Below are 12923 nucleotides of genomic sequence, written 5' to 3'. Positions count from 1 at the left end.
AATAGAACTACTGACTATAAAGAGTCATTCAGTCTATGGCAATAAAACATAAATGAGATTATGCTGAAATTCTTCTTAACCCCTTCTGAGACTGATTTATAGAATTTATATCGTTCTTAAATTATGTAATATCAGTATGGTCTTCTGGGAATAATATTTACAGAGATGTACTCATATTATTAGGAAGTGATGGAACAAAATGCTAATACTTGAAAGTTCCGAAATCGAGCATTGTAGCTTATATCATAATATTGATGGAAATCAAAAGAAGTTAGCTGGTGCTAGCTATCAAGATAGACTATATGTCCGTCAGTCAAATTTCTCCAAAAATCAACGACAAGAGGCCTTAGAATATTGTCGAACAGCTTTCCTTGAATCCAAAGGTAATAGCTCGGTTTTACTAGTTGAGGATGAAACAGAATTCACTGCCTGGGTTGAGGATAAGCAAGCATCTCTTGCCCCTGAAAAAACTATCGACCGAATTACCTTAATTAATCTGGAGAAATTGGTCGCCAAGATGCGTACTGTCGGTGGCATCAAGATCAAGAATCGGGTTTATCGGCTAAAAGAGTATCCATATTGCTTTATTGGGTCTGAGGCAGTTCGCTGGTTGATGCACAATGTTAAATTGTCGCGAGAAGAGGCGATTGGATTAGGGCAACGGTTAATGGATGACAAATGGATCCATCATGTTTCTGATAGTCATCAATTTAAAGATGAAGAGTTATTTTATCGGTTCTACTGGGATGAAGATTAATTTTTAGCCGTTATGTTGCGTTAGAAACTGACCTTTACTCAAAAAAGTGGACATTCCCGTACCAATTAAAGCAATAGCGACAGAACACAAATGCAGATCATGATGGGTGATTCGCATAGTAGTCCCTTGTCCCTTTAGCTGTCACAGCTTCACCAATTCGGTTGAGGGCATGCACATAGGCTGCAGTCCTTACAGAGATTGCTTTAGTTTGAGCGATTTGCCAAATCGTCTCTGTCTCCTCCACCATCTTTTGCTGAAGCTGCTTCTGCACTTCTGCCTCCGTCCAGTAGAGACCACTCCGATTTTGCACCCATTCAAAATAGCTCACCGTGACGCCCCCCGCATTTACCAAAATGTCTGGGAAAACCGTCGTGCCAGACTCTACTAAAATTGCATCTGCAGCTGAAGTGATAGGACCATTGGCCACCTCGAAAATATATTTCGCCTTGATCTGCTGGGCATTATCAGCCGTAATTTGATTCTCTAACGCTGCGGGAATCAGCACATCTACGTCTAAAGCCAGCAACTCTTCATTGGTGATCGTGTCATGCTCAATAATGCTGCAGACACTGCCATCACAATAGACCGCCTTCATGGAGCGGCTGGCGTCTTTATGCTTGCGGATACTGGCAATATCCAAACCTTGCGGGGCATAAATACCGCCCTGGGAATCGCTAACGGCAACAACTTTATAGCCCACCTGATTTAGCAGCTCAGCCACGACCGCGCCAGCATTACCAAATCCCTGTACCGCCACAGTCGTCTTCTCAGGAATCAGCTCCAACTTTGGTGCCATCGCTTCAATCACGAAAAAGGCTCCCATCCCCGTGGCTGTGTTTCTGCCCACACTGCCACCAATCGCCAGGGGTTTGCCTGTCACCACGCCTCGGCAAATTTGGCGTTTGATAATGCTGTACTGATCCATCATCCAGCCCATAATCATCGGGTTGGTATAGACATCGGGAGCCAGAATATCCACATCCGGGCCAATAAAATCAGCAATGGCATCAATATAGCCTCGGCTTAAGCGCTCTAGCTCCATTCGGGAGAGGGATTTGGGGTCTACTGTGATGCCACCCTTACCACCGCCAAAGGGTAAGTTTAGGGCGGCACACTTAAAAGTCATCCAAAATGCTAAGGACTGGACTTCATCAATCGAGACGCCAGGATGATACCTGACCCCACCCTTTGCCGGACCGCGAGTGTCGTCATAGCGGACACGATATCCTTGAAAGATTTTTAGTTCACCATTATCCATACGCACCGGAATGGAGACCCCGAGTTGGGCCTTGGGATATTTCAAAGTTTCCAAAACATCTTCGGGTAAGTCCACATGCGCTAAGGCAGTGGTTAGGCGGTGAGTGGCATCGTTAAAGAGTTGATCATCCGTACCCATGAGACTATCCTGCTGTGAAGGGCTGATTCTAGCCTACTGTCGACGTTGGGTTTGGGCGTGCGATCGCAGCCGAGATTCAACAAACATAACGAAACGCAACTATTTTAGATGTATCCAACCCGAAAACGGTGAGGTTTTCGAACTCTCGCCGATACGATAACTGGCTTCAGCTCATCCTAGCTAAATAGGATTTGCCAAGTCGCCATCGAAATGGCCAAATCTGCCATTGCATGGCTCAGGTAGCAACTCCAGATGGATCGATATCTCCGATAACACTCTGACCAAATTACCCCCGCTATAAAAACTGCCACAGTTCCGAACACAACCATCTGCCCCTCAACATAAAAGGTCAATCCGATGGTGTGATGGAGCGTGAAGAAGAACGCAGCAAGCAACACCGCAACCCTTTTAGGAACTAACTCTTCGCATCGTCGATAAATAAACCAACGCCACACATATTCTTCAATCAATGAGTTGATCAACACAAAATAAATACTAGACAGCAAGAAACTCTGTTGATTAATTTCAACAACCTGCTGTGATTTGCTTAGTACGTTAACGCCATCAATCCAGTGCCTAGCAAACAACCCATAAAATATCAGAATTGTAAAAAACATCATTAACCCAACAATAGCCCCCACCCTCCAATCGCGTGGTTTGGGTCGAGGAATCTTGAACGGTTGATGATCCACCCAGACTAGCCAAACAATCGGTACAGCTAACAACCAGATCTGGCCGATTACCAATAGCGTCTGTCCAATTCTGCCAGGAGCAACGAGCAGTACCATGATTGCTCCAATGCTGGTGCACGGGACAGTGAGGATCAATGCCCATAGGTTGAGCCGTCGTCGAACCACCTGTCTTAACATATAACTTTCCTGCGATGACTCAATCTGCTGCCCAACCATTCCCAGCGTTTACCTCAAAGAAACTGCACATCAGCGTTGTACAGAATGATGGCCGCCTATTTCACGGATTTAAGCGTACCGTGTGTTCTTTGATCGAGAACTAAGTGATGCCGTAGAAAGTGCACTCTCCAACATCAGAGATTGCGCTTAACCACGGCCTTACAAAGGGCTAGGTCGTTTCATAAACCAATCGTAAGAGTATCCATAGCGTACGTCAGCCTGATTATTTTGATTTAAATCAAATCCCACAGTAATTTTGATTTAAATCAAGTCAACTGACAGGCCACTATTTCCGCTTCTTCTTGCGGCGACGAATCCGACTCAGGGTTTCTTGGGTCATCCCCAGATAAGACGCAAGATAGCCTAGAGGAACTTCAGACTCAATGGTTGGGTGCTCGTACAGTAATTGTTCATACCGTTCAGCAGTGGACAGCACCTGAAAAGAGGCAATACGCTGCAAAGACATCGTGTAGTAGTGTTCCAGTAAACGTCTATTTAAGTCGGCCCACACCTTATCTTGGTGGATGAGTTGCTGCAGACTGTTATAGCTAATTGCTAGGAGTGTCACTTCCGTGAGGGACGATAAACAGTCTTTGCTGGGCTGACGATAGGCAAAACTAAAATAAGACGCAGCAAAATGGTTGGGGAAGCAAAACCACTGTGTCACTTCTTTCCCTTCAAAGGTATAAAAGGAGCGCAGAATTCCCGCTTGAACAAAATAAATATGATTAGAAACTTGCCCTACTTCTAAGAAGCAATCATCTTTGGGCCGTTTGATCACTTGCAAGACATCCCTCAGTTCCTGTTGCTGCCTTGGATTGAGAAAAACCAGTTGATTCAATCTTTGGAAGAGAACCTCGTACATATGAGTCTGTGCACACCGAATATTGCGATTGAGGCATTGTGGATAAATGGTCCAATTGGATAGACAAGGCTAAATGCTTTTCCAAGGTAGATTAAACCTCTAGTTGCCTATCTGCGAGCGGACTGGATGACTACTACTTTCCCAGAGCATATGGCTCCTAGCTGAAGTCTAATCATCTCCAAAAATCAGCAGGGCTACTGTGTATTCATGCATTTTTTTTAGGAAACTATTTCAGGCACTAGCAAGGACAAATCACGCTATTATTCTCTCAAACCAATGGAAGGGGGACTAATGCAATCATTTCGGTTTGTAGCAATGGGACTGCTGAGTCTATGGCTATGGCTTTATTGGGGCACACCAGCCGTAGCCGTAGACAACCTCGAACAACAAGTTTTACAGATTATTCGGAATCATCCCGAAGTCATTATTGAGTCGGTACAAGCCTATCAACAGAATCAAAAACAGGCCCAACAACAAGCCCAGCAAGCGGCGATTCAAAAGCTCAAGCCCAACACTTTAGTCGGAACCTCACCCACAATAGGTGCTCAAAATAGTCCCAACTTATTGGTGGAGTTTTCTGATTTCCAATGTCCCTTTTGTGCCCAAGCCGCTAGCGATGTGCAGGCCTTTTTGCAGCAAAATTCTGACCAGTTTACGTTTACCTATAAACATCTCCCCCTCCAGGCTATTCACAAGCAAGCACTGCCTGCCGCTCAGGCCGCTTGGGCCGCTCAACAACAAGGACAGTTTTGGCCCTACCATGATGCCCTTTTTGCTCGCCAGGATGAATTGGGGGAGACACTCTACACCGAGATTGCCCAGCAGCTACAGTTAGATCTGGCGCAGTTCGATCGCGATCGCAACAGTGATGCCGCCCTTAAAGCCATCAATTCAGATCTAGATCTGGCCCAAAGCATTGGGATTACGGGAACGCCCTTTTTTGCTCTCAACGGCCAAGTCTTACCCTTGCCCTTCAATAGCTCAACCGTCACCGCTTTACTCAAAAACTGATAACCAACACCAAGGCAAAGGCAAAACTGCAATTCTCAGCTCATCGAATTGCGCTTGTTCGGCACCCGAATCTCTTTGAGCAAATCGCTGCAGACGATTGACAGAAAAACCACAGCTTGCAAACTACCCCTAGATCTGGGTTTAGCCTTGATAGATCAAGAAATGTAAGGCTCGCAGTCTTGCTAGCAGATCTTCCATGATGAAGGGCTTCACTAAATAATCGTCGGCCCCAGCATCCAGGCCAGCTATACGATTTTCAGGTTGCCCCAAAGCCGTCAACATCAAAACGGGAAGTGGGTTTTGGCGGTCTCTAAGTCGCTGACATAGCTCTAGATCAGAGAATTCTGGCAGCAGCCAATCAAAAATGGCAACCGTGTAATCCGTCCACTGGCTTTCTAAACAGTGCCACGCTTGTGCCCCATCAGTCACCCAGTCCACCACATACTTTTCACTGACCAGCACTTGTTTAGTTGCCTATCCCAAATCTTCTTCATCTTCTACCAGCAGGATTCGCATTGTCTAAGCTCCTGACCATGAAGCCGATTCTACCGGGACTATTGTCATTTCATCTGGTTTTCATCTACTCGGCACAATCCCAACTTAATCCAAACTCAAGTATATTAAACAAGTGAAAAGCAACATCCCCAGCCCTGCAGACTAGTGGTTTTAAGTGATTGGCTTCAATGAACTAACGGCCCTCTTCGGGGGGATATTAATTGGTACCAGTGCCACAGTGCTACTGCTATTCAATGGCCGTATTGCTGGGATCAGCGGCATTGTGAACGGTGCAATTAGCTTCAAATCTGCGGAAAGCTGGCGGTGGATATTTATCATTGGGATGCTAATCGGTAGCGCTCTCTATGAGTATGTTCTTGCGGCCCAGCCCACCCCCATCTCTACCTTTGCACCGTGGGCAATGCTGGGCGGTGGTTTCCTCGTTGGATTTGGCACGCGGATGGGAAATGGCTGTACCAGCGGGCACGGCGTCTGTGGTTTGGGTCGCCTGTCTCTGCGATCCCTGGTAGCAGTCCTGACTTTTATGGCGAGTGCGATCGCAACGGTCTTTCTCACCCACCACGTTCTACCAGGCGGATGGTGAGGAGAATAGGATGCAGCAACAGTTGATCGCCTTACTCTCCGGCATTTTATTTGGCCTAGGACTCGGCCTATCCCAAATGGTGGATCGAGAGCGGGTGATCGGGTTCCTAGATATTGCGGGAAATTGGGATCCAACCCTCATTTTCGTGCTTGGAGGGGCCGTGGGGGTAACGGTTTTAAGTTTTCGCTGGGTTCTGGGTCGCAAGCAGCCCGTGCTGGCCAATACCTTCAGCGTGCCCAATCGCAAAGACATTGACCGGAAACTGATCGCTGGAGCCGCCATTTTTGGAATTGGCTGGGGCATTGCAGGCTACTGCCCCGGTCCCAGCCTCACAGCCCTCGTACTGGGGAGTTGGAATCCGGTACTGTTTGTAGGCGCTTTCATTGCTGGATCGTCCGTATATCAACGGTTTCAGCAGTAATCCCCTGGGCCTGCTCAGCGAAGAGGCGACTTCCGTCGCACCGCCGCTCCATGGACATCACTGCGCTCCAGCCCTGTATAGGAATGTCCTCCTGGTGCACTGCCTGTGGCATTATCAACCGTATTCGTCGATCTCAGCACGCCAAACAAACGTCCTGAGGCCCCGTTCTGGGTCAGCTTGATTAAGCCAACACCAGGGCAACTCCCCTGAGCAGAATGGTTCACCGAGACGGGGACAGGCCCTCGCAGGGCGACCACCAAATACTGACCGTCGGGCGTTGCTTCCAAGAGATCGGGTGCTGGATCGTTTTTGGGTAACGCAGGGTCATCTGACACCGATGTAGCAGCACAGGCTCCCAGTCCTTGACCTTTTCCATTAGCAGAGGTGAGGTCATAGGTACTTCGTTCAAGCGTCTTTGTGTTGATGACGTCCACTGTGTTTTGGATGCGGTCTACAGTGTGGATGAATTTGCCCGAAGTCGTTTTGGCCATACCGTGGGAATCACGCCGAGTGGTGGTTCCGGGTAGTTGGCCTGTGTCGTTGGCCGCTGCGCCCTGAGCACTGCCGATGGTGGCAGTATTGGTACTGTCTCTAAAGATCACCTGCGGCTCAGGCTGACTAGCGGTGGAGCTAAAGGCTGAGTCATCCAGGGTGTAGATGGTAAAGGTGGATTGGGTTGCCCCTGCGCTAGAGGCTGAAACCCCTGCATTCAACCACATATTTTTGTTGACCTGCACACCGCCACAGCCTGCACCGTTGATGGCTTGATTGCCGTATTCACCCACAATGGTCATCGGTGTCGTCGTTGTATCTGCCACCAGTAGCCCGCCAGCGCCAAAGGTGATATAAGCCTTATTGCTGTTAGAAACAATGGGGCAAATAATGACGTTGTTGGGGCGTCCCCCTTGGTCACCGTCAGCCTCAGCAGCGCACCCATTCTCTTTACAGTCCCCTTTCGGGGTTAAATCCCCTAGGGCATCTGGGTCGTAAACCCCTGAAATACTGCCAAGCATCGGCTGCCCTTGAGCGTTGTTCCCCAGATAGACCTTAGGCTGATCGGTAATCTGCAAGCCTTTACCCACTCCCAAAGCTGCAGACCGATTCAGAGTTGCTTGGATAATTTTGCCATTTCTGTCCCGTTTAACGTCAATCCGCTCTAGAACTTTGCCATTCAGGTTTGCCACCAACAGTGCTGAACCATCTGCATTCCAGAAAGACATGTGAACTGAACGACCACTAGAGGTACCTGACACCCGGAAGAGGGCGATCGCAGCTTTACTCTCACCATCCATAATCCCTACATAGCCCCCATCTGGGGCAAAAATATTCAAGTTCATGTAGCGATTTTGCGGATCGGGCAACATACCGTGTAGTCGTCCAAACCCAGACAAATCCTCCAGGGTTTTGCCCGTAGCACCATCACTATCATGCTCAGCCAGATTGCTCGGAAACACATCGTAGAGATTGCATGGACCTGCTCCCACAGCGTTGTTCCCGTCGCAGCCGAGCGGTTGCGGGGCCTTGTTTGCCCTCAGTTTTCCTTGGATATCCTGACTGTCCCAAATCCAGAGCCAACTCCCGCTCACCCCGGGTGCCCCAGCATCAGCCCTAGAATTGGACTGATCTGACCCCCAAATCTCATAGTCAATAGAAGATTGCCCCAGAGCTGAACCGCTGACAAGACATCCTAAACCCAAAGGTAAAGCGACAACTGCAGTAATGGCATTCGATCTTAGCCGTCCGAAAACACGTTCCATAGCTACCTGATTAGTGTATCCTGCGACACATTTTAGAATTCAGCGGTGACAAAGCGACCTAGAGTAACAAGAATTAAACCAAGCGAACGCGGCCAACGTTAGCGTTCAAAAGGTCTGGGTTCAAGTAATTTAACAAGTATTGATTTATTGCTATTTTCTAGCTTTTATAGTCAACAGCTAGAATGACTAAATACAGATGAGTCAGCAGTTTGAGAGCAAAAAGTGATTGTCCTTGTATGAATAAATCATTAGTATTGCTGAACTGCAGGCAAAATGGTTTATCGACCAATTCAGCCTATCCCTCCATCAACCGAAAAATGGCCCCCTGCTAAGCAGGGGGCCATCTAAAAGGAAAACACGATGGGATTGTTAGACCGCTACGGGCTCTTCAGTAGCCTGGACATGGGATTCAGGATGAACCTTAGCCAGCATCTGTCGCAGACCCTCGCCTTCAATCACCTCTGACTCCAGCAATTGCTCAGAAATCGTCTCCAGCAATTCCTTATTCTCCTTGAGAATACTCAAGGCTTCCTGGTGAGCGGTTTCGACAATGCCCTTGACTTCCTTATCAATGGCTTTGGCCGTTTCATCACTGACCATCCGTCTCGCATTCATACCGCCACCGAGGAAGTTGTTCTGCTGACCCTTGTCATAAGCCAGGGGTCCTAATACTTCACTCATGCCATAGGAGGTCACCATTTGCTCGGCTAAGTCCGTGGCTCGCTGTAAGTCGTTGGAGGCACCCGTGGTGATGCTGCCAAAGATGACTTCTTCTGCAGCTCGTCCACCTAGGAGGGTGGCAATCTGACCTCTGAGTTCAGCTTCGTTTAACAAGAAGCGGTCTTCTGTCGGGACCTGGAGGGTGTAGCCTAAGGCTGCCATACCTCTAGGAACAATGGATATCTTCTCCACTTGATCCGTACCGGACATCTTGGCACCGACGAGGGCATGACCGACTTCGTGATAAGCAACGATCTTCTTCTCTTTGTCGTTGAGGACGCGGCTCTTTTTCTCTAGTCCAGCAACGACTCGCTCAATGGCTTCGGCAAAGTCTTGGGTTTCGACGACTTTGCTGCCTCGACGAGCAGCCAGGAGGGCAGCTTCATTCACTAAGTTCGCTAAGTCAGCTCCAGCAAAGCCTGGGGTACGGGTGGCCATGGCTTTGAGGTCAACATTTTCACCCAGTTTGACTTCTTGGCATAGATTTCCAAGATGGCCAGACGACCGGTGAGGTCTGGACGGTCTACGAGGACTTGGCGGTCAAATCGACCGGGACGCAGGAGGGCGGGGTCTAGGGTCTCTGGACGGTTGGTGGCAGCTAGAACGATGACGGTGGCATCTCCAGCCCCAAAGCCATCCATTTCCGTGAGCAGCTGGTTGAGGGTTTGCTCTCGTTCGTCGTTTCCGCCAACGAAGCCGTTACCGCCTGCTCGAGATTTACCGATGGCATCGAGTTCGTCAATAAAGATGATGCAGGGGGCTTTCTTTTTGGCTTGTTCAAACAGGTCACGGACCCGAGCGGCACCCGTACCGACGAAAAGTTCGACGAATTCTGAACCAGAGATGCTGAAGAAGGGGACGCCTGCTTCGCCAGCGACGGCTTTGGCCATTAAGGTTTTACCGGTTCCGGGAGGGCCAACTAGTAAGACACCTTTGGGAATCTTGGCACCAATTTCGGTGAAGCGTTGGGGAGATTTGAGGAATTCGACGATTTCTTCGAGTTCGGTTTTGGATTCTTCGACGCCTGCAACGTCATCAAAGGTGACTTTGTTGTCATCGCCTTCGACGTAGACTTTGGCTTTGTTTTTGGTGACGGAGAGGGCTCCTTGGGGACCCCCGCCACCGATGCCGCCACGGCTAAAAAATTGGAAGATGGCGACGAAGATGACGGGGGGGATGACCCAGCTGAGGAGGGTGGTGAACCAGCGATTGCTGGGAGGGGGAGTGGCGGCGAATTCGACGCCTTTGGATTCGAGAAGCTTGGGCAGCTCTAGGTCGAAGATTGGGGTGGTTTCTTGGACTTGACCCGGGTTACCATCCATATCTTTCATTTGATAACGAATGACATTCTGGCCAACGGAGACCCGAGCCACTTGCTCATCTTGCACTTGCTCAATAAAAAAGCTATAGGGCACTTTAGAGACGCGGGGACCATTACCAAAGGTCAAGACTAAATTGACAACTAGTAATACTAATGGAAGCAGCAACAAAATGGTGCTGAAGGGATTGGGACGTGGGCGTCGTGGTTTATCGTTTACTGGCATGAGAATGTCCTTAGTTAAAAAATGATGCGGATGGTTCAAGCGAGGGAAAAATCTTCAATTACCCAGAGCCATCCGAAACGAAAATGGAAATTTGAAGGGTTAGCCTATCTGAAGAGTGTGGCTCTTTACCATGATGAAACCTATTGAGTTATGGCACATCTGCTCCAGGGGATAGATGTCCATTCCAGGCGCTCATCCTTTAGGCCAATAAGCCTAGTCGTTTGCCGTTGTCGCGTGCGAGTCGAATCCAGCCCTGGCGACGGCTCCGGTCAATACCCACTTGATTACAAAAATTGGTAATGGCCTTAGAGTGCAGAGCAATGGCTTTCCCTCGGAGTTTGATAAATCTGGGTTGGCCGACAATGTTGCGGACTAGCACGACGAGGGGAGCAAACATGATGAATTCCTTTGTGTAACGTTATGTAAACATCTTAACTAATTTGTAACATAATGTCAACAAAAGTTGCGCAGATTCTGATCTAGTGCTAAACAATCATTTTATGACAAGAGAACCAATAAACAACTTCATCATCCTTAAGGTCGATTAATATCTATAAAATTTCCTATTTAGTGGCTCAAAAGATCAAATTTTTTGTAAATTAACTCAATTTAAGCTTTTAATAGCCATAAAAGAGCCATCTTTTCCTCGCGAGCCAACATCTCATATTCTTTACAAACCCCTATAGATCGCATAAGCATAAATTTTCTGTTACAAAAAAGCTACTCTTTTAGGCAAAAGAGTAGCTGATGCGCAGATTGAGATTTGAAATCGATGCTTAGCAAGCCATATATTCTTGCAGCATCACTTTTTGCGATCGCAAAATCTTAAAGGCTTCTCGCTCAACTCGACGGACCCACTCCCGGCTAACGTTCAGACGCTCACCCACCTTCGCTAAGGTCAAGGGATTTTGGTCAATCAAGCCGTATCGCAGCGTAATCACTTCCCGCTGCTGCGGGCTGAGGTCCTGAAGCAGCTTAGCTAAATCAGATCTCAAAGAAGAAGCTGTGGCATAGGTATCGGGAGATTCATTGGGATCTTCCAGTAACTCCCACAATTCCGTATTCTGCTGATCGCCAATCTGAATATCTAACGAGATCGAGCGACGTGCGTAGTTGAGATAGTCTTCAATCTTTTTAGGCGCGAGGTCCATCTCTACCGCTAGCTCTTGCACGGTAGGGTCGCGATGGAGTTTTTGCGACAGTTGGCGTCTGACCTTGCGGAGCTTACTGAGCTTTTCATTGATGTGAATCGGTAAGCGGATGGTTCGTTCTTGTTCTGCGATCGCACGAGTCATGGCTTGACGAATCCACCAGTAGGCATAGGTAGAGAAGCGATAGCCTTTCATCGGGTCAAATTTCTCGACACCCCGTTGCAGACCGATTGTGCCTTCTTGAATTAAATCCAAAAACTCAACTTTCGCTTTGTTGTACTTCTTGGCAATTGAAACCACCAAACGCAAATTAGATTCCACCATTTTGCGATTGGCTTTGTGGCCTAACTTCAATTCTTTTTGCAGTTGCGCCACAGACACTTGGGCCTTTTCTGCCCATTCTTGTTGGGTCGGCTCTCGGTCGAGGTGGTCTTGCAGTTCCTGCTTCATCTCCTGCAAAGCTGTTAAACGTTGTACCTGCTTGCCAAAGATGACTTCTTGTTCATGATTCAACAGAGGAAAGCGGCTAATCTCACGCAGATAGGTAGTGATTGAATCTTTACTAACAAATGAATTTTTCATAATGGCAATGTTTGGGTAAACACAGATAACTGATAAATAAAACTCCCCGGCACATGCCGGGGAAAAAATATTAAAGATGAACTAGAGTCGTTCTAAACCCAAAACACTGGTTTAGAAGTTTAGTAAGGCGGCAATCTGACCGACAATGCCTTGACCGGTCAGCACTTCAGTCACTAGGGCGAGAAAGAATCCCATCATGGCCAAGCGACCACCAAAGGTTTCTGCAAAGTCGGTGAAACCCCAGATTGGATTTTGTGTACTCATAGCGTTGGACTCCGTAAACGAGGAATGAATCTTATGTAAATAAATGTAACTTAATGTGTAACGTTTTGTCAAGAATATGAAAACATCGCTTCCTTCATATGCTCGAAATGACGATTTCACAAGGGTTTGGGCTTCTCATATTGAGGAGACATGTTGTTACATACATCCAAAAGAAAACCCCAGCTATGTAGCTGAGGTCTGTTTGATAATGAGAATTAAGCTGCTGGGCCCTACCACCGGCAAACCTTTATCTGGCGAGGATTAAAAGCTTTTTTGCAGTTTGGCTGGCTGGCCACTAACAGAGAAGGATTGAACTTTTTGGGGCTGCACTAAGTCAGCTGGTTTAGACTCCAGAGCGCTGCAAGATAGTGATTTTCAGTCTCTATCCATGAAGTGCAGGCAAGGCATGAGGGCTATTTCATCTCTTTAAGGTTGAGCTAGAGATGAT

The 12923-nt window shown here is 47.8% G+C and carries 11 protein-coding genes and 2 pseudogenes; 4 read left to right on the top strand and 9 right to left on the bottom strand.

Translation table 11 applies throughout. The annotated features are described in order from the left end of the window. Nucleotides 1–199 precede the first annotated feature (199 nt). Nucleotides 200–757 (top strand): mechanosensitive ion channel protein, encoded by a 558-nt coding sequence (locus ON05_RS18195; protein ID WP_010479074.1) that lies wholly within the window; start codon nucleotides 200–202, stop codon nucleotides 755–757. A gap of 97 nt (nucleotides 758–854) precedes the next feature. Here ON05_RS18195 and ON05_RS18190 read toward each other — a convergent pair whose 3' ends face one another. From ON05_RS18190 to ON05_RS18180, 3 genes are all read right to left on the bottom strand, one after another. After that, nucleotides 855–2153, bottom strand: coding sequence for a Glu/Leu/Phe/Val dehydrogenase (locus tag ON05_RS18190; protein WP_010479076.1), 1299 nt, complete (start codon nucleotides 2151–2153; stop codon nucleotides 855–857). Between the two features lie 176 nt (nucleotides 2154–2329). After that, on the bottom strand, nucleotides 2330–3022 hold the full coding sequence (locus ON05_RS18185; RefSeq protein ID WP_029315566.1) for a CPBP family intramembrane glutamic endopeptidase: 693 nt from the start codon (nucleotides 3020–3022) through the stop codon (nucleotides 2330–2332). Nucleotides 3023–3347: 325 nt separating this feature from the next. Further along, entirely contained in the window at nucleotides 3348–3926 is a 579-nt protein-coding gene (locus tag ON05_RS18180) for a Crp/Fnr family transcriptional regulator (protein WP_010479079.1), read from the bottom strand. 291 nt (nucleotides 3927–4217) lie between these two features. Here ON05_RS18180 and ON05_RS18175 point away from each other — a divergent pair, with 291 nt between their 5' ends. Next, complete coding sequence (locus tag ON05_RS18175) at nucleotides 4218–4937, top strand: thioredoxin domain-containing protein (protein ID WP_010479081.1); 720 nt, start codon at nucleotides 4218–4220, stop codon at nucleotides 4935–4937. Nucleotides 4938–5102: 165 nt separating this feature from the next. On the opposite strand, the pseudogene ON05_RS18170 reads toward ON05_RS18175, so the two are convergent. Next, nucleotides 5103–5399, bottom strand: a pseudogene (locus ON05_RS18170) (response regulator); the annotation flags it as partial. A gap of 208 nt (nucleotides 5400–5607) precedes the next feature. Here ON05_RS18170 and ON05_RS18165 point away from each other — a divergent pair. Further along, nucleotides 5608–6036 (top strand): YeeE/YedE family protein, encoded by a 429-nt coding sequence (locus tag ON05_RS18165; protein WP_010479085.1) that lies wholly within the window; start codon nucleotides 5608–5610, stop codon nucleotides 6034–6036. A 10-nt stretch (nucleotides 6037–6046) separates the two neighbouring features. Then, nucleotides 6047–6457: a DUF6691 family protein gene (locus ON05_RS18160; protein ID WP_010479086.1), complete on the top strand. Its 411-nt coding sequence runs from the start codon at nucleotides 6047–6049 to the stop codon at nucleotides 6455–6457. A 14-nt stretch (nucleotides 6458–6471) separates the two neighbouring features. Here the strand turns inward: ON05_RS18160 and ON05_RS18155 are convergent, their stop codons facing one another. The 5 genes and pseudogenes from ON05_RS18155 to ON05_RS18135 form a co-directional block, all read right to left on the bottom strand. After that, entirely contained in the window at nucleotides 6472–8214 is a 1743-nt protein-coding gene (locus ON05_RS18155; RefSeq protein ID WP_010479088.1) for a hypothetical protein, read from the bottom strand. A 369-nt stretch (nucleotides 8215–8583) separates the two neighbouring features. Continuing rightward, nucleotides 8584–10478, bottom strand: a pseudogene (gene ftsH4 / locus ON05_RS18150) (ATP-dependent zinc metalloprotease FtsH4). A 199-nt stretch (nucleotides 10479–10677) separates the two neighbouring features. Continuing rightward, a complete protein-coding gene (locus ON05_RS18145) occupies nucleotides 10678–10875 on the bottom strand; it encodes a hypothetical protein (protein ID WP_010472317.1) in 198 nt (65 codons plus the stop codon). A 379-nt stretch (nucleotides 10876–11254) separates the two neighbouring features. After that, on the bottom strand, nucleotides 11255–12211 hold the full coding sequence (locus ON05_RS18140; RefSeq protein ID WP_010472316.1) for an RNA polymerase sigma factor, RpoD/SigA family: 957 nt from the start codon (nucleotides 12209–12211) through the stop codon (nucleotides 11255–11257). A 111-nt stretch (nucleotides 12212–12322) separates the two neighbouring features. After that, nucleotides 12323–12475: a high light inducible protein gene (locus ON05_RS18135; RefSeq protein WP_010472315.1), complete on the bottom strand. Its 153-nt coding sequence runs from the start codon at nucleotides 12473–12475 to the stop codon at nucleotides 12323–12325. Nucleotides 12476–12923: the final 448 nt, after the last annotated feature.

The sequence above is a fragment of the Acaryochloris sp. CCMEE 5410 genome (genome assembly GCF_000238775.2).
In the GTDB taxonomy this organism is placed as follows: domain Bacteria; phylum Cyanobacteriota; class Cyanobacteriia; order Thermosynechococcales; family Thermosynechococcaceae; genus Acaryochloris.
The sequence above is the reverse complement of the archived record's forward strand: the minus strand, read 5'-3'. Positions and strand labels throughout refer to the sequence as shown.